The sequence below is a fragment of the Polaromonas naphthalenivorans CJ2 genome (genome assembly GCF_000015505.1).
Classification (GTDB): domain Bacteria; phylum Pseudomonadota; class Gammaproteobacteria; order Burkholderiales; family Burkholderiaceae_C; genus Polaromonas; species Polaromonas naphthalenivorans.
This window is the reverse complement of the sequence record NC_008781.1, coordinates 767,180-789,604: the sequence shown is the minus strand read 5'-3', so window position 1 is coordinate 789,604 and position 22,425 is coordinate 767,180. Positions and strand designations below refer to the sequence as shown.

Sequence of the window (22,425 nt, the reverse complement as noted above, 5' to 3'; positions counted from 1 at the left end):
GGTGGCATTCTTCATTTGCCCATGACCGTGCCTGTGCAAAGTACTGCGATTTCAGCGCAAATTTCAAGAAGAAAATGGCTCTTGCGCTTATCTGGCGGGTGTGTTCCGCTATTATTTTCAGAGCATTCCAGTGCTGGCGGGCAGGTCGAGGAGCCGCTGATGGATTCGGTGCGCACGGCGCTGGGTTCAGCCATTGCCAACCAGGCGCCGCCGGTACCGGAGTTCAGGAACACTGAAAGCAAACTGGCGTACCTGCGCTGGCTGGGCGCCATGAGCGAGCGGCTCAAGAAGAAAATGCCGGAACTGCAGATTCGCCAGGAGTTTTTGCAGGCGGTCTGGTACGAGAGCAAGCGTGCCGGACTGGACGTGACGCTCGTCATGGGCCTGATCCAGGTCGAAAGCAATTTCCGCAAGTTCGCCGTGAGCAGCGTCGGGGCGCGCGGCTACATGCAGGTCATGCCCTTCTGGACGCGCGTGATTGGCGATGGCGACCCGGGAAAACTGTTCCACATGCAGACCAATCTGCGCTTTGGCTGCGTGATTCTTCGCCACTACCTGGACCGGGAGCGCGGCGACAATTTTCTGGGCCTGGGCCGCTACAACGGCAGCCGGGGCCGGGCGCCGTACCCGGAAGCGGTGTTTGCCGCGCAACGCGGCTGGCTGCCCAATGACCGAACGGTTGGCTGAGCCTGCCGGGCCTCAAGCAGCCGCCACGGCCGCGCCGGCAACGCCACCGGTCAGCCGCGACACCATGACCTGGTCGATGCGGTAGCTGTCAACGTCGAGCACCTCAAACTTGTAGCCGCCCCAGGTCACGCTGTCGGTGCGCCGGGGCACGCGGCGCAGCATCACCATCAAAAAACCGGCCAGGGTTTCGTATTCCTCATCGTGAGGCAAATGGTCGAGCCCAAGCGTGCGCAACACGTCCTCGATGGGCGTGGCGCCATCAATCAGCCAGGAGTTCTCGTCGCGCCGCACAATCAGCTCTTCATCGAAGGGCGAAACCAGGTCGCCCATGACCGTGCTCATCACGTCATTGAGCGTCACCACGCCGACCACCATGCTGTATTCGTTGACGATGACAGCAAAGTCTTCGTGGACCTGCCGAAACTGCTCCAGCACTTCAGACAGCGTCAGACGGTCAGGCACGACCAGCACCTTGCGCACCAGGCTGTCGTCAGCCAGTGAAATCGGCTGGTTATTGAGCACGCGCTGGAACAGATCCTTGGCATCGACGTACCCGACCACATGGTCGATATCGCCCTCGCACACCGGGTAAGTCGAGAAAGGCTCAGCGGCAATGCGCAGCCGGATGACCGAGTCCAGGTCATCCCGCAGGAAGAAGGCGATACGGTCACGCGGCGACATGGCGCTGCCTACCGTGCGGGTATCGAGTTCAAACACATTGGTGATCACCTGCTGCTCACGCACGGCCAGCACGCCGGCCACGGCGCCCGCTTCCATCATGGCAAGAATGTCATCGGAGGTGATACGGTCGTCACGCAGCGAGGACAGGCCGAACAGGCGAAACAGGGCGTCAGCCCAGCGGCTGTAAAACCACACCAGCGGGCGCATCAGCATCATGCAGACAGCCATGGGCTGCGCGACACGGATGGCCAGGATCTCGGGCGTGGCCATGCCCAGACGCTTGGGAAACAGGTCTGAAAACAGGATGAACAGCGAGGTGACGACCAGGAAGGAACTGAGAAAGCCAAGGGTCTGCGCCGTGGGCGCCGCCAGCCAAAGCTCAAGAAAGGCAGTGAAGTGCGGACTCAGCGCACCTTCGCCAACGATGCCACCCAAAATCGCAACAGCATTCTGGCCAATCTGCACCACGGTGAAATAGTCGCCGGGCTGTTCCTGCACCCGCAGCACCCGCTCGGCATGTGCGTTTCCATCGTCGGCCATCTGGCGCAGGCGCAGACGGCGCGAAGCCGCGAGAGAAATTTCGGAGACTGAAAAAAATGCGCTGGCCGCAATCAGGAGGCCAATCACAAACAAGCTTTGGTATAGGGTCATGGAAGAAAACTGGCATGGCTGAAAGGCAGCGCAGGCTGGGACTTGAGTTTAGCTGGGTGTCTGTCGCCTTGACTGAAGCGCCTTCTGCAAACACAGCACTTTGTCCGAGCGCTTTTTCCAGTAAAAAGCGCAGCCTGACAATCGATTCAGACTGACGAGGCCGGGCTACAAAAGGCATAGAATGATTTTCGACTTCCCCTTGGCCGAAGTGGAGTGAGGTGAACATGAAAGAAAAAGAATTGCGGCTGGCGATCGTGTTCTTTGGAGGCGTCTCACTCGCCATTTACCAGCATGGCATCAACCGGGAAATACTGAACCTGATCCGGGCATCCAAGCTTTATCACCGGAACAGGCTGGGCGAAGACAGCAATGTCCCTTCATTTCGCAGCCGCTACCCTGATGAGCCAGAGCGCTCGACAGGAGAAGTCTATCTCCAGTGTTTTTCGGCCATCGGGCAACACCTCTCCCTGCGGGTGATGGTGGACGTCATTTCCGGATCATCTGCAGGCGGCATCAACGGCATCGCGCTCGCCCGAGCCCTGGCGCATGATCTCAGCCTTGCGCCGCTGACCGATATGTGGCTGGCTGAAGCCGACATGCTCAAGCTGCTCGCGCCCGAGGCCAAGGCGCGGCTTTGGAGTAAATGGATTTTCTGGCCTTTCGTGCGGCCCCTGCTGGCACGGCTCCACCGGGAAGGCCTGTTCATCGGCAAGATCGATGCCGAAATGCAGGAACGGGTTTCGGTGTTCCTGCGCTCGCGCTGGTTCAAGCCGCCCCTTGATGGCCCTCGTCTCGCCGCCCTCGTGCTTGATGGCCTGACGGCCATGGAAAGACCGGAGGCCTCGACAGAATCCCTGCTTCCGCCGGGCACAAGGCTGGACCTGCTGGTCACGGCAACCGATTTCCGGGGTCTTGACCGGTCGATTTTTATTCACGATCCACCCATGGTCAAGGAACGCGAGCATCGTCACCTGCTGCGCTTTCGCCTCGACCATGACAAAGCCGGCCATCTTCAAAGCGACTTTGATCTCGACAATTTGCCCTCGCTGGCTTTCGCAGCCCGTGCTTCGGCATCTTATCCGGGTGCTTTTCCACCGGCACAGCTGCGCGAAATGGATGATCTCCTGGCATCCCACCACAAACCTTGGCCCGCACGCTCACGCTTTCTTGCACGCAATTTCAGCGGCTATCGTGACCAGAGCAAGAACCCGGAGGAAGCCGTACTGGTCGATGGCAGCATTCTGGACAATAAGCCGATCATGGCAACCCTCGAAGCCATCCGCGCGCACAGCGCTTTTCGCGAGGTGGATCGTCGTCTCGTTTACATCGACCCGCATTCCCAGATGGACAAAGCAGTTGCCAGCAGCACTGTGCCGGGATTTTTCGCGACCTTGCGCGGGGCACTCTCCGACTTGCCCCGCACCGATCCGACCTATAACGAACTGGCGGACGTCAGCCGTTACAACAAGCAGGTGCGACGCCTGAAGGAAACCATTTATTACGCCAGAGCCGAGGTCGCGAAATTGATCGAGCAAGCCACCGGGGGGCGGATCAGCGGCAGTTTCAGCATCCATGACTTGCGGCACTGGCGCCTGACCTCCACCAACCTCCTGGCTGGGACACCGATTGTCTATGACTCGTACATGCGCGCTCTTGCCCTGGAAGGACTGGATTTCGTCGTCGAGCTGATCAACGGCGCCTGCCATTTCTCCAGGGATTCAGCACAGGCGCACAGGGTTCAGGAAAGCATCGAACAATGGGCCAGGAATCAGGCGATTTTGCTATCCGACTCCTACCGCATGCCGGAAAACGCCTACGAAAACACCGATGTGCCCGCATTTGCGAAAATTGTCATCGACTTCGGGCTGGTCTATAAAAAGAGACGCCTGAATTTTGTTCTTCATGAGATCAATGCTCTCTATACAAACACCTCGTTGATGGATTCCTGTTCGACGGAACCCGAGGATCTCGATCTGATAAAGATCCAGATCCACAAGCTCATCGATGAAATGTCGATTTACGACGACAGCAGTTTCCTGAGTGGCCAGGCGATTGCCATGTGCCGCAAGCTATTCCTGGCAGATTTGGGACAAATGGAAATCGAGCAGTTTGTCAGCGCCCATGATTCCGCCATCTCCAGCCTGGTCAAGCGACTCGGCATTGAATGCGATATGGCCCGCAGAAACGACGATGCGGACGCAGTGCTGTCATCTTCGCTGGTGCTCAATCTTGAGCCCCGTTGCCGCAGCGCCATTCTCTCTGGCTATCTGGGCTATTTCTACTGGGACATCATCCTTCGTCCCGTGGTGAACGCCCTGTCCCTTGAAGCTGGACCCATCGAGGAGATACTGATAGACCGCATCAGTCCGGACGATTTCGTCAGCCTGACAGTACCAGACACGACGAGGATGCTGCTGGGCGGAACCTTTGCTGGCTTTGGCGGCTTTCTCAGCCGCGCAACGCGTGAGAACGACTATCTGTGGGGGCGGCTGCATGCCGTGGATAGGCTGTTTGACATTCTTGCCAGCACCGTACCGGCGAATACGCGGCACGAAATCAATTTTCATGCCTTGAAGAAGGCTGCATTTGAACGGGTGATCGAGGAGGAAGCCGGGCGGCTCAGGCTGATTCCCGACCTTGTGGCACGGCTGCGCGATGCGATCTCCGCTCTCTGAATCAGCCCCTTGCCAGGCCAGGTTATCGGGTCGCACCGGAAAAGCCGCGTTCCTCGGCGAACCAGGCCAGTACAGGAATGGTGCCGGGCAATACCGGCTGCACCGTGACCGGTAAAGACTGCCAGGCAAACAACTGGCCTTCGTGCATCTGCAACTCGCCCGTCCATTCAAACACCTTGCAGAAATTGAGCCGGACCAGCGCATGCGGGTAATCGACCATCTCGACTTTCCAGGGATGCACGGAAGCGATGGTGATGCCTATTTCTTCCTGCAGTTCGCGACGCAACGCCTGCTCGACGCTTTCGCCCTGCTCCAGCTTGCCGCCCGGAAACTCCCAGTAGCCTTCATAGACCTTGCCAGGAGGGCGGGATGTGAGCAGGAATTGGCCATCAGGCTGGATCAATACGCCAACAGCCACCTCCACCACCTTGCGCCCGGGACCGCCCTCGCGAGGCTGGGCCGCATCGGCAACCAGCAACCTTTTGGTCACTGAACCGTGCCGGCATGCTGCCCGGCATAGTCGCGCGCAAACTGGTAGGCCACACGGCCGCTGCGCGAGCCGCGCTCCAGCGCCCACACCAGCGAGGCCGGACGTGCGGCTGAGATGGCCTCGGCATTAACGCCAAATGAAGACAGCCACTGGGCCACGATGGTCAGGTACTCGTCCTGGCTGAACGGGTAGAAGCTGACCCACAAGCCAAAGCGTTCGGACAGGGAAATCTTTTCTTCAACGACTTCACCCGGATGCACTTCTCCATCTTCGGTATGTGTGTAGGTCAGGTTCTCCATCATGTACTCGGGCAGCAGGTGGCGGCGGTTGCTGGTGGCGTAAATCAGCACATTCGGCGTTGCGGCGGCAATCGAGCCGTCCAGGATGGACTTGAGCGCCTTGTAGCCGGGCTCGCCTTCTTCAAAACTCAGGTCGTCGCAAAACACGATGAACTTCTCGGGCAGACCGGACACCACATCGACGATGTCAGGCAGGTCGGTCAGGTCGGCCTTGTCCACTTCAATCAGCCGCAGGCCCCGGGCCGAATACTCGTTCAGACAGGCCTTGATCAGGGAGGATTTTCCGGTGCCGCGCGAGCCGGTCAGCAAGACATTGTTGGCCGGCTTGCCGCTGACGAACTGCTCGGTGTTGCGCCGTATCCTGTCTTTCTGGCCGTCGATTTCCTTGAGGTCCGTCAGACGCATGGCGCCCAGATGCCTGACCGGCTCCAGCGAACCGTGGCCGGAGCCGCGCTTGCGATAACGGTAGGCAACGGAAGCCGTCCAGTCGGGCGCGGACAAGGGTTGTGGAAGCACGGACTCAATGCGCGCCATCAGCGATTCAACCCGCACCATCAGGCGTTCAAACTGTTCGTTCATGCGCAATCGCCTGTTGGTTTAGCTGCGGTAATCCGCGTTGATCTTGACATAGTCATAGGACAGGTCGCAGGTCCAGATGGTATCTAGAGCCTCACCCCGGCCCAGCACCACCCGCACGGTGATCTCGCTTTGCTTCATCACCCGCTGGCCGTCGGCTTCGACGTAGTCCGCATGCCGGCCGCCATTTTTGGCCACCAGCACGTCATCCAGGTACAGGTCAATCCGCGTCTGGTCCAGGTCGGCAATGCCGGCATAACCGACAGCCGCCAGAATCCGGCCCAGGTTGGGGTCGCTGGCAAAAAATGCCGTCTTGACCAGCGGCGAATGGGCGATGGCATAGCCCACCTGGCGGCACTCCTCGCCGGTTTTTCCGCCCTCGACCCGAATGGTCATGAACTTGGTTGCGCCTTCGCCATCGCGCACGATGGCCTGCGCCAGTTGTTGCGCGATGCCCATCATGGCCGTGCGCAGGGCCTGGCCGTCCGGGCTGTCCAGTGACGTGACGGGCGTGTGTGCGGCCTGGTTGCTGGCAATGACCACGAACGAGTCATTGGTGGAGGTATCGCCGTCAATCGTGATGCGGTTGAAGGAGGCATCAGCCAGTTCCTTGGCCAGTTGCGCCATCAAGACCTGCGACACGCAGGCATCGGTGGCCAGGAAGCCCAGCATCGTCGCCATGTTGGGGCGGATCATGCCCGCGCCCTTGCTGATGCCAGTGACGGTGACGGTTGCGCCCCCCAGGGTGATGCGGGTCGAAAATGCCTTGGGCACCGTGTCGGTGGTCATGATGGCTTCGGCGGCGTTGGCCCAGTTGTCGGCTTTGGCATCGGCCAGCGCCGCAGGAAGCCCTGCCGCAATCCGGTCATGGGGCAAAGGCTCCATGATGACGCCGGTAGAAAACGGCAGTATCTGCTCAGGCGAAAGATTCAGGGCGCGAGCCAGTTCGATACAGGTGGACTGTGCACGCATCAAGCCATCGTGGCCGGTTCCTGCATTGGCATTGCCGGTGTTGATCAGCATGGCACGGATGCCGTGGTTCTGACCAGAATTTGCAGCCAGATGCTCGCGGCAGATTTGCACCGGGGCGGCGCAAAACCTGTTCTGGGTGAAAACAGCGCCCACCGAAGCACCTTCATCGAGCAGCAGCACGGCGAGATCTTTGCGGTTGGCTTTGCGAATGCCCGCTTCAGCAATACCCCAGCGCACACCGGGCACAGGGTAGAGATCAGCGGCGGGCGTGGCAAGCAGGTTCACAGGCATGGACTTGACTCCAGAAAAAAAGGGTTAGGACGCCAATGGCGCCCATGAAATGACCAGACCGCGTGCGGGTCAGGTCAGCTTGCCGTGGCAGAGCTTGTATTTTTTACCCGAACCACAGGGGCAGGGATCATTGCGGCCAACGCGCGGCATGGCCGAACCTGCAACAGCCTGCTGACGCCGCTGCGAGGCTTCATCGACCGTCGTTTCCACTTCACCCGTTTCAGTGGGAGCGGTGTAGGTCACGTTGGTGATGTTTTCGGCCCGGCTTTCGAGGGCTTCGGCCGCCTGGTCGAGTTGTTCGCCCGACTGGACCTGGACCGTCATCAGCGTTTTGGTGACTTCGTTCTTCACGCTGTCGAGAAGCTGGCCAAACAACTCAAACGCCTCTCGCTTGTATTCCTGCTTGGGCTGCTTTTGGGCATAGCCACGCAGATGAATGCCCTGGCGCAAATAGTCCAGGGCACTCAGGTGTTCACGCCAGTGGCTGTCAATGCTTTGGAGCAGCACCACACGCTCGAACTGGGTGAAATTTTCCTTGCCGATCTTTTCCAGCTTGTCGGCAAATGCCGCCTCCGCGGCTGCACTGACCTTTTCAAGCACTTCCTCATCCGTGATCGCCGTGGCGGATTCGATTTCCTGGCGCAAGGCCAGGTCGATGTGCCACTCGTCGCGGAGTGTTTTTTCAAGCCCGGCCACATCCCATTGTTCCTCGACGCTTTCCACCGGGACGTACTGCCGCGTCAGGTCAGCGAAGCAACCCTCACGCAAGGAGGCAATTTGCGGCTGGAGATCGCTGGCATCCATGATGTCGTTGCGCTGCTGGTAAATCACCTTGCGCTGGTCATTGGACACATCGTCGTATTCAAGCAGTTGCTTGCGGATATCGAAATTGCGCGCCTCGACCTTGCGCTGGGCCGACTCGATGCTGCGCGTGACAATGCCGGCTTCAATCGCCTCGCCATCGGGCATCTTCAGCCGCTCCATGATGGACCTGACCCGGTCACCGGCAAAAATACGCATCAGCGGGTCGTCCAGGCTCAGGTAAAAGCGTGAAGAACCGGGATCACCCTGGCGACCCGAACGGCCACGCAACTGATTGTCAATACGGCGCGACTCGTGGCGCTCGGTGGCAATGATGCGCAAACCGCCCAGTGTTTTGACCTGCTCGTTTTCCTGCTTGCACTGGGTCTGCAAGCGCGCGATTTCGGCTTCCTTCGCAACGGTATCGAGGGACTCGTCCGCCTCCACCGCTTCAATCAGTTTTTCAACATTGCCGCCCAGCACGATGTCGGTACCGCGCCCGGCCATGTTGGTGGCGATGGTGATCATCTTCAGCCGGCCGGCCTGCGCGACGATGTCGGCCTCTCTGGCATGCTGCTTGGCGTTGAGCACCTGGTGCGGCAGGTTTTCCTTGATCAGCAACTGGTCGATGATTTCGGAGTTCTCGATGGAGGTCGTTCCGACCAGCACCGGCTGGCCGCGCTCATAACACTCGCGAATGTCCTTGATGGCCGCTTCGTATTTCTCGCGCGTGGTTTTGTACACGCGGTCCAGCTGGTCATCGCGTTTGCTCACCCGGTTGGGTGGAATGACGGTGGTCTCTAAACCGTAGATTTCCTGGAATTCGTAGGCTTCGGTGTCGGCGGTTCCGGTCATGCCGGACAGCTTCTTGTAGAGGCGGAAATAGTTCTGGAAGGTGATCGAGGCCAGGGTCTGATTTTCGGCCTGGATCTGCACGCCTTCCTTGGCTTCAACCGCCTGGTGCAGGCCATCGCTCCAGCGGCGGCCCGACATCAGGCGCCCCGTGAACTCGTCCACGATCACGACTTCGCCTTCTTGCACCACGTAGTGCTGGTCGCGGTGGTACAGCAGGTTGCCGCGCAGGGCTGCATACAGATGATGCATCAGCGAAATGTTGGCCGGGTCGTACAGCGTGGCGCCTTCGGGAATCAGGCCCATCTCGAACAGGATGCGCTCGGCGCTTTCATGGCCCTGCTCGGTCAAAAACACCTGGTGTGTTTTTTCATCGATGGTGTAGTCGCCGGGTGTTGTTACGCCCTCGCCGGTTCGCGGGTCGGCTTCGCCCTCCTGGCGCGTCAGCAAGGGCACGACCTTGTTGATCGCCAGGTACATCTCGGTGTGGTCTTCGGCCTGGCCGCTGATGATGAGCGGCGTGCGCGCCTCGTCAATCAAAATCGAATCGACCTCATCGACGATGGCGAAGTTCAGGCCGCGCTGCACCCGGTCGCCTACTTCGTACACCATGTTGTCGCGCAGGTAATCAAAACCAAACTCGTTGTTGGTGCCGTAGGTGATGTCGGCGTTGTAGGCTGCCTGCTTTTCCTCGCGCGACATGTTCGGCAGGTTGATGCCGACGCTCATGCCGAGGAAGTTGTACAGCTTGCCCATCCAGCGGGCGTCACGACTGGCCAGGTAATCATTGACCGTGACCACATGCACGCCCTTGCCGGTCAAGGCATTGAGGTACACCGGCAGCGTCGCGGTCAGGGTCTTGCCTTCACCCGTGCGCATTTCTGAAATCTTGCCGTTGTGCAGCGACATGCCGCCCAGCATCTGAACGTCGAAGTGACGCATCTTCATGATGCGTTTGCTGCCTTCGCGCACGACGGCAAAGGCCTCGGGAAGCAGAGCGTCGAGTGTTTCGCCAGCGGCTACCCGATCCTTGAACTCCTGCGTTTTAGCGCGCAACTGGTCGTCGTCCAGCTTTTCATACTGGGTTTCCAGCGCATTGATTTGGTCTACAGTTTTACGGTAGGTTTTGAGCAGCCGGTCGTTGCGGCTGCCGAAAATTTTGGTCAGGATATTGGAAGCCATAAATGCGAAGCCGCTAATGGCTGCTCCCCTGAGCTGGCAATGCGGCCAAAATCCCTTATTGAGTACGGAACTTAGGTGTGGGCGCTGGCAGCTTAGTTCAACTGTGCGCAAACCATTGATTTTAGCGCGGCGAAAATGACAGTCGCCTTTTCACCTGAAACAGCCCGCTAGAGCGAACCCGTTTTAACCAGCAAACGACTTTTTAGCATCAAATAGGCTTCTTGCGCAGGCGTGGCCTGCGCGAGAAGCTATGAATTCAGTAGCAAAAAGTCGCTGGGCGCCTTGAACGCCGTGATTGAAAGCCAGGGTGATTCCGCTTTAGCTCAATCGCCTGGCATTTGGCTTGGGATCCAGCCTGCTTTTACCGGCGCCAGCCATCAAGGCGAGGTCAGCGTCATGCCATTGCTTTTAAAGATGGCCAGCAGTTCGCCACTGCTGCGCAATTCCTGCATCGCCTTTTGCATGGCCTGAGCCAGGTCTTTGTAGTCTGTCTTGACAGCCATTCCCAACGGCCAGCCGTTTTCGGGAACGCCGTAAAGCGGCAGCGGACTCATTGACCAATGGGCGGGCTGGGACTGGCTCTGCGACAGGATGGATTCGGCCTGCGAACGCATCACAAAGGCGCCTGCTGCCTTTCCATCGATAACCGCCTTGGCGGCTTCCACGCCCGTGCTGTAAAGAGCGACCTGAGACATCAGCATGCCCGCGTTGTGCGCCATCAGCACGCTGGCAGTTCCGGTGCCACGTTCAGCGGCCAGTTTGAAGCCTTTCAGGTCTTCAGAACCACTGACACTGGGTAACACCGCCGTGTCATGCAACAGCACCTGCGTTTGCCGCATGTAGGGGGCGAAGATAAAAACCTGCCGGTTTTGCTGCGCCAGGTATTTGTCCACCGGCACATGCATCATGACATCGGCAGGGCCGTAGCCCAGGTAATGGCCGCGCCAGACCATGTTGCGCAGGTCGTCGCCCATGTTCTCGCCGGCATCAAAGGGCAGCAGTGTGAGCTTGAGTTGCAGCTGTTTGGCCAGGGCCTTGGCAATGTCGATGTCCAGCCCTTTCATGTCCGTCACAGGGCCATCGGAAAACGGCGCGTTGTTCTTGTACACGCCCACTTTCAATACGCCGCTGGCCTGAATTTTGGCCAGGTCGCTCAGTTCGGTTTGCGCACAAACAGCCGACCAACCCAGCGCCAAGGGCAGCAGCACTGCCAGTGTGCGACGTTGAACCTTCGGATCCGTCATCGGAAAGTGCTTGTTTTCAGGAAAAAAAGGGATAGGCATACGGATTGTTTCCTGGAGGGATGAGGCGTAAATGCTACAGCTTCGATGGGAAGGTTCCCAGAAGTGGTCCAGAATTTCAGGGCTCGCGACGTGTTTCCAGATAAGTCTTGATCGCCCAGATGGCTTCCTGGTTCAGGATACCCTCAAAAGGAGGCATGTACACGCGGCCGTCACGCACCCGGCCACGCCGAACGGTGCCCAGAAAGAACTCGTCCGTTTCCTTGTAGCAGGCCATTTTTTTGGCCGCATCCGCCAAACCCATGCAATCCCCATCAATTTTTCGCAGATTGGGTGCAATGCCACCGGATATGGCTTCAAGACCATGGCAGCGCGCGCAATTCTGGTTATAAGCCGAGGTGCCGATACGCAGTGCTTCCTTGTGGGCAGGCCCTTCGCTATAAGGGTTGGCTGGCAGCCACTTTTCGCCCAGTGGCGGCAGGGTCGTGGTGTTGACTGATTGGGGCACGACATCGCCGTGCGCCATGGCCGTACCGGTTAGCAGGCATGCGGCCATCAGCAAAACGGCTGAACAGAGGGTGCGTATGTGGTGGGACATCGCACCCAGGCGACGGGTGAATACGCCAGTTGAAGTTTGCATGGCATGTCTCCTCAGTAGTGAAAGTTACTGGCAGTGGCAGCAATAAATGCGCCAGCCTTCTCAGGCTTGATCTTTACTATGACAGTTTCATCGAGGTCGATCAACCAGACTCATCCATGTGTGTCAGTTTGACTCAGGTTGTTCAATTTTTGAGTAGCCGGCGAGTCCCGATCTCCTCCAAAAACAAGGGTTTTCCCTTATAAGTCACTGACTTACAGCATATTGATTCATTTGTTTTTGTTGAGCATCAAGTTGAAAGGGTACAAAATCGGGAAGAATAAAAACATCAAGCTTGCACCAGGGCCTGAGCAAAGTCAGGACTGACTTGTACAGATACAAGGGCAGTGAATGGGTTGTAAACAAAGCGATTTGGAGACACGATGAGAACAGTGATGTATACCCCGATGGCGGGTCGCCCGGTGCATTCGCCAGACCAGGAAGTTCATGAGCTTGACCATCCCAATCTGATCATGGAGTCGCATACGCGGTCTAAAGCTTATGGCATAGACCGCGACGACATACCCGATTTTTCACCCGAAAGCCCGGCCAGGCTGGCCCAGGGGCTGGATGAAAACAAGTTCCTGCTGGAGCATGCCATGCCCGTCATGGAAACCCTTCATGAACAAATTGCCAACACCCACAACATGGTGCTGCTGACCGCGTCGAATGGCTTGGTGCTGCACTCGCTGGGCGACATGGATTTCCTGGAAAAGGCGATGCAGGTGGCGTTGGTGCCAGGCGTGTGCTGGTCCGAAAAAAGCAAGGGGACCAACGCCATTGGCACCGCCTTGACAGAAGAACTGCCGGTGACCATACGCGGTTCCGAGCATTTCATGCATGCCAACCAGTTTCTGACGTGTTCATGCGCCCCTGTTTTTGACCCTTACGGCCAGATCATTGGTGCGCTGGATGTGACGGGGGATCAGCGAAATTTTCATCAGCACACCATGGCTCTGGTGCGCATGTCGGTTCAGATGATCGAGAACCACATGTTCGCCGACATTTTCCCGACGGCAGTTCGCATTCACTTTCATACACGCTCCGAATTCCTGGGCACCCTGGTTGAAGGCATCGCCGTTTTCTCGCACGAGGGGCGCTTCCTGTCCGCCAACCGCAGCGCCCAGTTTCAGCTGGGCATGTCCTTCAATGCGCTGAAGGGTCATACTTTTTCTTCCCTGTTTGACATTCCCATCTCCAGGCTCCATGAACTGCGTGGCAATGCCCTGACCAAACCCCAGCAGTTTGTTCTGCACAACGGGGTGTCGGTCTGGTGCAGAATTAAAATGAAACCGCTGAGCCTGTGGTCGGACGGGCAAGCGATCAACACGGCAGCGAGCAACCCGTTCAAACCACCAGAAGCTAAAAATTATGCAGGCATGGCCCCGGCAGCGGAAACAGGCTTTAGCCCTGCGCGCAAAGTACAACTCTCCACTTTGCACTACCTGAACACCGGCGACCCCCAGGTGGCCACCGTCATCCAGAAACTGAGCATGGTGCGTGGCCGTGACATTCCGATCATGATTCTGGGAGAAACCGGGACTGGCAAGGACTTGCTGGCCCAGGCCATTCACGGCGATTCCGACCGGGCCGGCCATCCTTTCGTGTCAGTCAACTGCGCCTCCATTCCCGAGACGCTGATCGAATCAGAATTGTTTGGCTACGAAGAAGGCGCTTTTACCGGAGCCAAGAAAAAAGGCGCCACCGGAAAAATCCAGCAAGCCAACGGCGGTACGCTTTTTCTCGATGAGATTGGCGACATGCCCAGGCACCTGCAGGCACGGTTGCTGCGCGTGCTGCAAGATAAAAAAGTCAGTCCTCTGGGCGCAGGCAGGGAGGTGGAGGTGGACGTGGCCGTGATTTGCGCCACCAACAAGAACCTGAAGGAAATGATCGTCCGGGGAGAGTTTCGCGAGGATCTGTACTATCGCCTCAATGGCCTGGTGGTTCGGCTGCCCGCCTTGCGCCATCGCACCGACTTTGAAGTCGTCATGCAGAAAATCCTGAAAAGCTTGTGCGAAAACGGCGCCCAGATTGGCATTTCGGCCGATGTGATGACCCTGTTCCATACGCACCAATGGCCTGGAAACTTCAGGCAGTTGCACAACCTGTTGCGCACGGCAGTGGTCATGGTCGGCTGCGAAGGTGTGATACAGCGCAACCACTTGCCCGACGATTTTCTCGAAGAGCATGAACATGTGCTGCAAGCGGTTGCACAACCTTCACCTTCTTCTGCAGCCGCTCCGGAAAATGCAATGCCGAACATGCCAGGCGATACCGATGGGCAGCGGCTGCAAGATGTGGCCTTGGTGGCCATGACCAAGATGCTGCAACACCACAAGGGCAATGTGTCGGCGGCGGCCAAGGCGCTGGGCGTGTCCCGCAACACGGTGTACCGCCGCAAGGAACAGCTACCGCCCGACGTCTGGAACTGAGAGGCTGGCGGGGCCGGTGGCATCGAGCCATTCAGGCTCCAGTTCTCGCCATGCGCGCTGGACATTGAAGCCGTGGCGCTGCCTGTAGCCTGCCCAGCCGGCAAAGTCCGGCAATTGAATCGACCGGGTGTCACTGCCGTCCAGGCCGGCATCCATCGCCTGCAGCACGCGCATGCGCAACGCCTGCAAATACTGGCCGGTGGCCGCAAAGGCCGGAGGCAAGGAGTTGGCATCTGGCGCAACCGACACGGCGGCGCCCACGACCAGCGCCGGACGCAGTTCCTTCAAGCGGGGCAAGGCATGCAGCCAGCCATTCAGGCTGCCTTGTGCAAGCTCGGGAATACGGCCGTCATAAAGCAAGCCACCGGCCCACATGACACGGCGTTGCGGCTCCCAGAGCAGCAAGTCGCTTTCGGTATGGGCACTGCGGACCTGCATCACCTGCAGCCGGATTCGGCCCACTGCCAGTGTCTCGCCTTCACTCGTTATGCGATTGGGCAAGACAATATGGGTGCCCTGCATCGCCTCGGCACCGACGATGCTGGTCAGGTACGGCAAGCATTGCTCGCATCTGCGCTGCATGGCTTCACGGGTGCCTGCGGTCGCAACGATCTCCAGCAGGCCCAGGGCCTGCAAATCAGCAAAGGCGGAATTTCCAAGCACGCTTTCAGCATGCGCATGGGTGTTGACGACCCAGCGCACCCGGGCACCCAACTGGCAGGCCAGCGAGCGTCTCACACGCAGGCCATGCTGATGACTGGGTCCGGGGTCAACCACCAGGGCCTCGCCTGAGTCCACTACCGCGCTGATGGGCAGCACATGCCCCTGGTTGTGCGGGGAAATTTCGTCAATGCGTTCAGGCAGCCAGACCCACACGCCCGGGGCCACCGCCTGCCAATCCACAGGCCTGGCTTGCGCGCAGTCTGGCGGGGCTGCCTGGGCCACTTGGGCCGCACCCCACAGACACAGCAGGCAATACAGCCAGCGCATTTTCAGCATCAGTGCCATGGCTGCCGCCTCAACTCGCCAGACTGCAGGGGCAGCAACGAAGGCTCATAACATTCAACGCAGGCTTTGTACAACGCGTCGTAGCGCCGCGCGCATGGCGGGCTCCCCGGCCAGGTGCCCGGCGACAGGCCAATGTCCGCGAGCCACGCCAGGCTCCAGACCTTGTGACTGCCTGATCCACTGCCGGCTGTTGCCTGGCGGACACACTGCGTCGAATTGACCATGGATCCAGTCGCTGGGCAGGCCGTGCCTTGCGAGCATGCTGACGGCGCGGTCCAGGGCGCCAGGGCGCAGGAATCCCTTGTGACGCAGGTAATGGGATTGAATCCTGAATTTTTGCCAGCCACGCCGGTCCGCAGGGCGGATACCCGGCCGATCCACGCCGGCTTCAGCCTGTCGCCGCTTGCGCCTGAGTTGCGCCCAGTTCCGGCGAATCTCCGAGGCCAATGGCCGATCCTTCAGGATGGCAGCGTGAACCAGGCTTCGCCACATGCCATGCAAGGCAGCACCTTGCTCCAGCAGACCCCAGCAACGGATGAGGCGCAATGTTGCAGTCCGGGGTGCTCCAACTTGCAACACCTGCTCCAATTGGGCCAGCACGCGGGACATGCCGCTGAGCGGGCCGCGTGGCCAATCAGGATGCCGTGCCACGGTACTTTCCCTGATGGGGTGGGGATGCAGGAGGCCGCGAATTTCCGCCAGGCGCAAGCCAAAAGCGCCGCGCAAGACCAGCCGCTTCACCCGTTGCGGGTAGCGCGCGGCATAGCGCAGCGCCAGCACGCATCCCCAGGAGCCGGCCAGCAAACTCCAGCGTTCAATCCCCAGTTGCAGGCGCAAACATTCCAGGTCGGCGACCAGTTGATCGGTGTGGTTGCCTGCGCTACGCCCGCGCGGGCAAGACAGCCCGGCACCACGCTGATCAGGCACGATGACTTGATGCCTGCCCGGCTGAAAGGCCTGCATCAGGTCGGGCTGGCTGCCGCTGCCCGGTCCGCCATGCAGCACCAGCCAGGGCTCGCCCGTGGCGGGTCCAAGCCGGCGGTAGGCCATGCGGCTGTGGCGTGCGGTGCTCACCCAGGCAGGCCCCGGCCAGTCAAGGGAAGGGCGGCCGCCCAGCAGGCGGGCAGTGTGCGGCGGAAGGGGCTTTAGCATGGCATTGATATTGCTCTATTTTCTGGGTGTGCAGCTTGTGGAAGCAACAGCGGCTACAAGATGGCAGACATATTTCATGCCAACTACCAGGAGACACCGACTATGCAATGGACAACACCTTCTTTTACCGACATGCGCTTCGGCTTTGAAATCACCATGTACATCGCCAACCGCTGAGTTTCAGCAAGTCTGGACCAAGCGCACCGGTGTTTACACGCCCGTGCGCTTTTTTATCCCCTGAACAGCCTGGATCAGCACAATGCGCATTCGAGTTTTAGGTTCCTCCGCCGGCGGCGGCTTTCCCCAGTGGAATTGCAACTGCCCCAACTGCGACGGCCTGCGTCGCGGCAGCATTCGGGCCCAGGCCAGAACGCAGTCGTCCATTGCCGTGACCGTCGATGGCACTGACTGGCTGCTGGTCAATGCTTCGCCGGATGTGCTGACCCAGATTCGGGCCGCCCCCGAGTTGCAGCCCGCACGCGCCCAGCGCGACAGCGGCATTGCCGCCGTGCTGCTGATGGACGCCCAGATCGATCATGTCACCGGCCTGCTGATGCTTCGCGAGCGGCAAAGCCCCTTGCCGCTGCTGGCAACGCCCGAGGTGCTTGGCGACCTGACCGAAGGCTTTCCCATCACCCGGATTCTGTCGCACTACTGCGGCGTCACGCCGACTCCCTTGCGCCTGGATGGCGATTTCATGGCAGTGCCCGAGCTGCCGGGCATGGCGATACGGCCGGTTCTTTTGTCCTCCAAGCCGCCGCCTTATTCGCCTTTTCGGAATTGTCCGCGACCGGGCGACAACATCGGTTTGCTGCTGGAGAACCCGGCCACCGGGCAACGCGTGTTTTACGCGCCCGGCCTGGGGGAAATGACGCCCGCGCTGCTGGACCTGATGGCCCAGTGCAGCGTGGTGCTGGTGGACGGCACCTTCTGGACCGAAGACGAAATGCAGCGCCTGGGCCTGTCGAAAAAAAGCGCCGCCGAGATGGGGCATTTGCCGCAAAGCGGACCGCAGGGCATGATTGCCCAGCTCGACACCCTGCCGGCCGCGACCCGAAAAATCCTCATCCACATCAACAACACCAACCCCATCCTGCGCGAAGACTCCCCGGAGCGTGCCCTGCTGACCGCGCATGGCATTGAAGTCGCGTTCGACGGCATGGACATCGTGTTTTAGGAAGCGACAACATCATGGAAATAGCCCAATCACCCTGCTTTGACGCCAGCAGATCAGCCTGGAGCCCTGCCGAGTTTGAAAGGCAGCTGCGCGCCAAAGGCACGGCCTATCACATTCACCATCCCTTCAATGTACGGATGAACCAGGGCGGCTGCACCGCAGACGAAATCCGTTGCTGGGTGGCCAACCGTTTTTATTACCAGTTGTGCATTCCGCGCAAGGACGCGGCGATTTTGGCCAACATGCCTGACCGGGCGCACCGCCGACTGTGGGTGGAACGCATTCTGGACCATGACGGCTACGGCGACTACCAGGGCTGCGCCGCTGGCGGCATGGAAGCCTGGACCCAGTTGGGCCTGGCGGTCGGCCTGTCGCGTGAGGAATTGTGGTCGTTGCAGGGCGTGGCGCCGGCGGTGCGGTTCGCCTGCGATGCCTACGTGAATTTCGCCGCGAAAGCACCGTGGCAGGAAGCCGTGTGCTCATCGCTGACCGAAATGTTCGCACCCCAGATCCACAAGGACCGGCTTGCCAGCTGGCCTTTGCATTACGCCTGGATCGAGCCCGAAGGCCTGACTTATTTCCGCAGCCGTATTCCGCTGGCAAGCCGCGATGTGGAACACGGGCTGGCGGTCACCATCACCCATTTCACCACCCGCCAGGCGCAGCACAGGGCGCTGGACATCCTGCAGTTCAAGCTCGACATCCTGTGGAGCATGCTCGACGGCATCGAGAAAGCCTGCGTATGAACGCCCCTGGCCTCCCTGCGGCAAGCGCCGCCACACCGACTCCCCCCAAGGCGGTGGAGTTGCCCGCCCATCCACGGTTGTCGCGCCTGTACCGCCTGCAGTACGAGCCGGTGCAAACCGCCTGGGTGTTGCTCTACCCCGAAGGCATGGTCAAGCTCAACGACAGCTCCGCCGAAATCCTGCGCCGCTGCAACGGCCAGCTCAGCGCGGACGGCATTGCCGCCGAGCTGGAAGCGCTTTTTTCCGTCCAGGGCATTGGCCCGCAGGTCAAGGACTTGCTGCAGGAAGGAGTCCGTCGTGGCTGGATCGTCTGAAATTTCCCCGCCTGTGTCACCGCCTGTCTCCCCGCCTTTGTGGCTGCTGGCGGAACTGACCTACCGCTGCCCGCTGCACTGCGTGTTTTGCTACAACCCGACCCAATACGCCCGCCTGCAGGAGGAAATGAGCACCGCGCAGTGGGTGGACGTGATGCGCCAGGCGCGCGCCCTGGGCGCCGCCCAGCTGGGCTTTTCCGGTGGCGAGCCGATGCTCAGGGACGACCTCGAAGAGCTGGTGCAGGAAGCGCGTCACCTGGGCTTTTACACCAACCTCATCACTTCGGGCGTGGGGCTCACTGAGACCCGCGCCCGAAAGCTCAAGGACGCCGGGCTGGACCATGTGCAGCTGTCTTTCCAGGATTCCACCAAGGAACTCAACGATTTCCTGAGCCACACCAAAACCTTTGAACTCAAGCAAAAGGTTGCCCGGCTGATCAAGCAGCATGACTGGCCCATGGTCATGAACTGTGTGCTGCACCGCCACAACCTGCCGCATGTCGGCAAGATCATCGAGATGGCCGAGGCGCTGGAAGCCGAATTCCTGGAACTGGCCAACACCCAGTACTACGGCTGGGCCTGGACCAACCGCGACCACCTGATGCCGACGCACGAGCAGCTGATCGAAGCCGAAGCCGTGGTCAACCGCTACCGCGCGCAGCCCAACCCGCGCTGCCGCGTGCTGTTCGTGGTGCCCGACTATTTTGAAGAGCGCCCCAAGGCCTGCATGAATGGCTGGGGCGCGGTCTTTCTGGCCATCGCCCCCGACGGCACCGCCCTGCCCTGCCACAACGCCCGCGACCTGCCGGGCCTGAAGCTGCCGCGCGTGCAGGACCAGCCGCTGGCCGACATCTGGGCACGCAGCCAGGCCTTTAACGCCTACCGGGGCGACAGCTGGATGAAACCGCCCTGCAGCAGCTGCGACGAGCGCCACAAGGATTTCGGCGGCTGCCGCTGCCAGGCCTTTTTGATTACCGGCGATGCCGCCCAGGCCGATCCGGTGTGCAGCAAATCGCCGCACCATGCCAAGGTGGTCGAACTGGTTCGCCGGGCGCCCGAACACCGGGTCACGCCGATTGTGTTTCGCAGCGACAGCGAATCACGGGCGCTGCATCCGCAAGACTGAGCCTGGGGCCGATGCTCCGGCATCGGAGCATGGCCCAAACCCACAAATTCAAGGTTTCTGGGAAAGCACCCATTTGGCCAGCTTGGTCAAATCTTCATTGCTGATGTTTTGATGCGGCGGCATGGCAACGCGCGAGCCCCATTTTCCGGTCGAGCCGTTCTTGATGCTTTGAGCCAGGGTGGGGACGGCGTCCTTGTCAGCAGCGTATTTGCTGCTGATGCTCTGAAAAGAGGGGCCAACGATTTTTTCGGTGGCCGAATGGCATGAAAAGCAGCCGTTGCCACGAACAAAGTCGGTCATGGCTGCGGTATCTTCAGCATGAACGCCGCTCATGCCTGAGGCTGCCAGCACAAATGCACAGGAAAGGATGTTGAGTTTCATACGCTGACTCCGTTGGGTAAAGATGAAGGAAAACTAAAAATGGCTTCAATAAAGCTGCCCTTCAGTTTGCTATAAATAAGATAGCTAATTACGCATATGGGTAGTGCGCAAACAGCCTTTTTGGCATTAAAAATACGCTGAAACAGCGGAATCGGGACTGCCGGATTTGCCTTTTCGGCCGCATCACACCCGCTGCGGCATGACGGGAAAAGGGTGGCAGCCAGGGCGGCCACCCTTTTCAAGAGCTTTACTTCATCAGCTTGAAGGTCCAGACGGATCCGCCCTGCTCAAGGAAGTTGACCTTCTTGGCCACTTCGCCGCCCCACAGCGGTACAGCACCGCCCCAGCCCGAAACCACGCTGATGTACTGCTCGCCATCCTGCATCCAGGTGATGGGAGGAGCGACCACGCCCGAACCGGTCTGGAACTTCCAGACTTCCTTGCCGGTCGTGGCATCAGCGGCCTTCAGGAAACCTTCAGGCGTACCCCAGAAAACCAGGTTGCCCGCCGTGGTCAAGGCGCCGCCCCACAGCGGCGCGGTGTTCTTGATTTCCCAAGCGATCTTGCCGGTCTTCGGATCAATGGCGCGCAATGAGCCAATATGGTCTTCAAACAAAGGCTTGATCGTGAAGCCCGCACCCAGGAAAGCGCCGCCTTTTTTATAGGTGATGGGTTCGTTCCAGATTTCCATGCCCCACTCGTTCGTCGGCACATAGAACAGCTTGGTCAGAGGGCTGTAGGCCATCGGCATCTGGTTCTTTGCGCCCAGGAAGGCGGGTGCGGAAAACACCGACTTGCCCTTGGTGCCTTCACCGCCGGGAGCCGTCGGGTCGCCTGGCCGGTTGTCGGCCACGAAGTTGGGACGGCCGGTTTTCAGGTCGATGTCGGTGGCCCAGGTGATCTTCTTGACGAACGGGAACGCATTGCCCAGCTTGCCGGTGGTGGCGTCAATCACATAGAAAAAGCCATTGCGGTCGGCCTTTGCGCCCATGCGCTTGCCGTCCATGTCGAAGGTCACGAACTCGTTCGAGCCGTCAAAGTCCCAGGCGTCATTCGGCGTGTTTTGATAGCTCCAGGCGATTTTCCCGGTCTTGACATCAATTGCCACGGTGGACGAGGAATACAGGTTGTCGCCCTTGCGCACATGGCTGTTCCACGGACCCGGGTTGCCGGTGCCGAAATAGGCCAGGCCGGTCTTGGCATCGTAGGTGCCGCCCATCCAGGTGGAAGCGCCGCCGGTTTTCCAGGTTTCGCCGGGCCAGGTGGCGTTGGTCGTGCCGCTGATGCCGTTTTCCTTGCCGTTCAGGTAGCCCATGTGGCCTTCGACCGTGGGACGGGACCAGACCAGCTTGCCGGTCTTGGGATCGCGCGCTTCAACGCGGCCTACCACGCCGAATTCGCCGCCCGAGAGCCCGGTCAGCAGCAAGCCTTCAGCAATCAGGGGGGCTGCGGTGGCACTGTAGCCCGCGCTGTAGTCGTCGATTTTTTCTTTCCAGACCACTTTGCCGGTGTTCTGGTCAAGCGCCACCAACTGGGCATCCAGGGTCGCGAAGATCACCAGGTTGTCGTACAGCGCGGCGCCACGGTTGACCACATCGCAGCAAGGCATGATGCCTTCGGGCAGCCGGTGCTCGTATTTCCAGAGCTTCTGGCCGGTCTTGACATCCAGCGCATACATGCGCGAATACGAGGCGGTCACGAACATCTTGCCGTTATAGACAAGGGGTTGCGACTCCTGGCCACGCTGCTTTTCACCGCCAAAGGACATGGACCATACGGGCGTCAGCCGGCTGATGGTTTTGGGGTTGACGGCCGTCAGCGGCGAATGCCGTTGACCTTGCGTGCCGATTCCCGAACTCAATACCGATTTCGGATTGGTGGCGTCGCTGCTGATCATGGCATCGGTCACCTGAGCGCCGACGTGGGCCGTGGCAGCCATGACCAAAAGACTGATTAATGTGCGTTTCACAGTGTGTGTCTCCTGCTATTTTCCTGAAGTTGATGGTGACGCCCGTGCCGCATGCCCGGTCGGCAATGAACCCTGTCAGCCA

The 22,425-nt window shown here is 59.7% G+C and carries 20 protein-coding genes; 8 read left to right on the top strand and 12 right to left on the bottom strand.

All coding sequences use genetic code 11. The annotated features are described in order from the left end of the window. The first annotated feature begins 21 nt into the window (after positions 1-21). Positions 22-687, top strand: a complete 666-nt coding sequence (locus PNAP_RS03685; protein WP_011800158.1) for a lytic transglycosylase domain-containing protein — start codon at positions 22-24, stop codon at positions 685-687. A gap of 12 nt (positions 688-699) precedes the next feature. Here the strand turns inward: PNAP_RS03685 and PNAP_RS03680 are convergent, their stop codons facing one another. Continuing rightward, positions 700-2,019 (bottom strand): hemolysin family protein, encoded by a 1,320-nt coding sequence (locus tag PNAP_RS03680; protein WP_011800157.1) that lies wholly within the window; start codon positions 2,017-2,019, stop codon positions 700-702. Positions 2,020-2,243: 224 nt separating this feature from the next. Between PNAP_RS03680 and PNAP_RS03675 the strand changes: the two genes are divergently transcribed. Further along, entirely contained in the window at positions 2,244-4,694 is a 2,451-nt protein-coding gene (locus PNAP_RS03675) for a patatin-like protein (RefSeq protein WP_011800156.1), read from the top strand. A gap of 22 nt (positions 4,695-4,716) precedes the next feature. Here PNAP_RS03675 and PNAP_RS03670 read toward each other — a convergent pair whose 3' ends face one another. From PNAP_RS03670 to pedF, 6 genes are all read right to left on the bottom strand, one after another. Next, entirely contained in the window at positions 4,717-5,184 is a 468-nt protein-coding gene (locus PNAP_RS03670; RefSeq protein WP_041376504.1) for an NUDIX domain-containing protein, read from the bottom strand. Continuing rightward, positions 5,181-6,062 (bottom strand): ATP-binding protein, encoded by an 882-nt coding sequence (locus PNAP_RS03665; protein ID WP_011800154.1) that lies wholly within the window; start codon positions 6,060-6,062, stop codon positions 5,181-5,183. Before PNAP_RS03665 ends, PNAP_RS03670 begins: the two co-directional genes overlap by 4 nt. A gap of 18 nt (positions 6,063-6,080) precedes the next feature. After that, complete coding sequence (argJ, locus tag PNAP_RS03660) at positions 6,081-7,322, bottom strand: bifunctional glutamate N-acetyltransferase/amino-acid acetyltransferase ArgJ (protein WP_011800153.1); 1,242 nt, start codon at positions 7,320-7,322, stop codon at positions 6,081-6,083. Positions 7,323-7,391: 69 nt separating this feature from the next. Beyond that, complete coding sequence (gene secA / locus PNAP_RS03655; protein WP_011800152.1) at positions 7,392-10,157, bottom strand: preprotein translocase subunit SecA; 2,766 nt, start codon at positions 10,155-10,157, stop codon at positions 7,392-7,394. A gap of 377 nt (positions 10,158-10,534) precedes the next feature. After that, positions 10,535-11,440: a transporter substrate-binding domain-containing protein gene (locus PNAP_RS03650; RefSeq protein WP_011800151.1), complete on the bottom strand. Its 906-nt coding sequence runs from the start codon at positions 11,438-11,440 to the stop codon at positions 10,535-10,537. 76 nt (positions 11,441-11,516) lie between these two features. Beyond that, entirely contained in the window at positions 11,517-11,954 is a 438-nt protein-coding gene (gene pedF / locus PNAP_RS03645) for a cytochrome c-550 PedF (protein ID WP_232290786.1), read from the bottom strand. A gap of 464 nt (positions 11,955-12,418) precedes the next feature. Between pedF and PNAP_RS03640 the strand changes: the two genes are divergently transcribed. Beyond that, positions 12,419-14,470 carry a sigma-54-dependent Fis family transcriptional regulator gene (locus PNAP_RS03640; protein WP_011800149.1) on the top strand — a complete coding sequence of 684 codons (2,052 nt, stop codon included), beginning with the start codon at positions 12,419-12,421 and terminating at the stop codon, positions 14,468-14,470. On the opposite strand, the gene PNAP_RS03635 is transcribed toward PNAP_RS03640, so the two are convergent. Further along, entirely contained in the window at positions 14,447-15,478 is a 1,032-nt protein-coding gene (locus PNAP_RS03635) for an MBL fold metallo-hydrolase (protein WP_011800148.1), read from the bottom strand. The genes PNAP_RS03640 and PNAP_RS03635 overlap by 24 nt on opposite strands. Positions 15,479-15,532: 54 nt before the next feature. Beyond that, on the bottom strand, positions 15,533-16,630 hold the full coding sequence (locus tag PNAP_RS03630; protein WP_011800147.1) for an alpha/beta fold hydrolase: 1,098 nt from the start codon (positions 16,628-16,630) through the stop codon (positions 15,533-15,535). A 102-nt stretch (positions 16,631-16,732) separates the two neighbouring features. On the opposite strand from PNAP_RS03630, the gene pqqA reads away from it, so the two are divergent. From pqqA to pqqE, 5 genes are all read left to right on the top strand, one after another. After that, complete coding sequence (gene pqqA, locus PNAP_RS25505) at positions 16,733-16,807, top strand: pyrroloquinoline quinone precursor peptide PqqA (protein ID WP_083758078.1); 75 nt, start codon at positions 16,733-16,735, stop codon at positions 16,805-16,807. An 82-nt stretch (positions 16,808-16,889) separates the two neighbouring features. Then, positions 16,890-17,807 (top strand): pyrroloquinoline quinone biosynthesis protein PqqB, encoded by a 918-nt coding sequence (gene pqqB, locus PNAP_RS03625; protein WP_011800146.1) that lies wholly within the window; start codon positions 16,890-16,892, stop codon positions 17,805-17,807. A 14-nt stretch (positions 17,808-17,821) separates the two neighbouring features. Then, complete coding sequence (pqqC, locus tag PNAP_RS03620; RefSeq protein ID WP_011800145.1) at positions 17,822-18,553, top strand: pyrroloquinoline-quinone synthase PqqC; 732 nt, start codon at positions 17,822-17,824, stop codon at positions 18,551-18,553. Continuing rightward, complete coding sequence (gene pqqD / locus PNAP_RS03615) at positions 18,550-18,867, top strand: pyrroloquinoline quinone biosynthesis peptide chaperone PqqD (protein WP_011800144.1); 318 nt, start codon at positions 18,550-18,552, stop codon at positions 18,865-18,867. Before pqqC ends, pqqD begins: the two co-directional genes overlap by 4 nt. After that, the gene (pqqE, locus tag PNAP_RS03610) at positions 18,851-19,993 is read left to right on the top strand and encodes a pyrroloquinoline quinone biosynthesis protein PqqE (protein WP_011800143.1); all 1,143 of its coding nucleotides are present in this window, start codon (positions 18,851-18,853) and stop codon (positions 19,991-19,993) included. Before pqqD ends, pqqE begins: the two co-directional genes overlap by 17 nt. 48 nt (positions 19,994-20,041) lie before the next feature. Here the strand turns inward: pqqE and PNAP_RS03605 are convergent, their stop codons facing one another. Genes PNAP_RS03605 through PNAP_RS03600 form a run of 3 tightly spaced genes read right to left on the bottom strand, consistent with a single transcriptional unit; the run spans position 20,042 to position 22,313 of the window. Next, a complete protein-coding gene (locus PNAP_RS03605) occupies positions 20,042-20,374 on the bottom strand; it encodes a c-type cytochrome (protein WP_011800142.1) in 333 nt (110 codons plus the stop codon). Then, a complete protein-coding gene (locus PNAP_RS26805) occupies positions 20,371-20,616 on the bottom strand; it encodes a hypothetical protein (protein WP_011800141.1) in 246 nt (81 codons plus the stop codon). The genes PNAP_RS03605 and PNAP_RS26805 overlap by 4 nt, the downstream gene beginning before the upstream one ends. A gap of 5 nt (positions 20,617-20,621) precedes the next feature. Next, positions 20,622-22,313, bottom strand: a complete 1,692-nt coding sequence (locus PNAP_RS03600) for a PQQ-dependent methanol/ethanol family dehydrogenase (RefSeq protein WP_041376502.1) — start codon at positions 22,311-22,313, stop codon at positions 20,622-20,624. Positions 22,314-22,425: the final 112 nt, after the last annotated feature.

Excerpts from the sequence above, each read along its gene's own strand:
- PNAP_RS03685 (WP_011800158.1), top strand. The coding sequence starts at position 22 with ATGACCGTGCCTGTGCAAAGTACTGCGATTTCAGCGCAAATTTCAAGA.
- PNAP_RS03680 (WP_011800157.1), bottom strand. The coding sequence starts at position 2,019 with ATGACCCTATACCAAAGCTTGTTTGTGATTGGCCTCCTGATTGCGGCC.
- PNAP_RS03675 (WP_011800156.1), top strand. The coding sequence starts at position 2,244 with ATGAAAGAAAAAGAATTGCGGCTGGCGATCGTGTTCTTTGGAGGCGTC.
- PNAP_RS03665 (WP_011800154.1), bottom strand. The coding sequence starts at position 6,062 with ATGAACGAACAGTTTGAACGCCTGATGGTGCGGGTTGAATCGCTGATG.
- argJ (WP_011800153.1), bottom strand. The coding sequence starts at position 7,322 with ATGCCTGTGAACCTGCTTGCCACGCCCGCCGCTGATCTCTACCCTGTG.
- secA (WP_011800152.1), bottom strand. The coding sequence starts at position 10,157 with ATGGCTTCCAATATCCTGACCAAAATTTTCGGCAGCCGCAACGACCGG.
- PNAP_RS03650 (WP_011800151.1), bottom strand. The coding sequence starts at position 11,440 with ATGCCTATCCCTTTTTTTCCTGAAAACAAGCACTTTCCGATGACGGAT.
- pedF (WP_232290786.1), bottom strand. The coding sequence starts at position 11,954 with ATGGCCGCATGCCTGCTAACCGGTACGGCCATGGCGCACGGCGATGTC.
- PNAP_RS03640 (WP_011800149.1), top strand. The coding sequence starts at position 12,419 with ATGAGAACAGTGATGTATACCCCGATGGCGGGTCGCCCGGTGCATTCG.
- PNAP_RS03635 (WP_011800148.1), bottom strand. The coding sequence starts at position 15,478 with ATGGCACTGATGCTGAAAATGCGCTGGCTGTATTGCCTGCTGTGTCTG.
- PNAP_RS03630 (WP_011800147.1), bottom strand. The coding sequence starts at position 16,630 with ATGCTAAAGCCCCTTCCGCCGCACACTGCCCGCCTGCTGGGCGGCCGC.
- pqqB (WP_011800146.1), top strand. The coding sequence starts at position 16,890 with ATGCGCATTCGAGTTTTAGGTTCCTCCGCCGGCGGCGGCTTTCCCCAG.
- pqqC (WP_011800145.1), top strand. The coding sequence starts at position 17,822 with ATGGAAATAGCCCAATCACCCTGCTTTGACGCCAGCAGATCAGCCTGG.
- pqqD (WP_011800144.1), top strand. The coding sequence starts at position 18,550 with ATGAACGCCCCTGGCCTCCCTGCGGCAAGCGCCGCCACACCGACTCCC.
- PNAP_RS03605 (WP_011800142.1), bottom strand. The coding sequence starts at position 20,374 with ATGAAACTCAACATCCTTTCCTGTGCATTTGTGCTGGCAGCCTCAGGC.
- PNAP_RS03600 (WP_041376502.1), bottom strand. The coding sequence starts at position 22,313 with ATGGCTGCCACGGCCCACGTCGGCGCTCAGGTGACCGATGCCATGATC.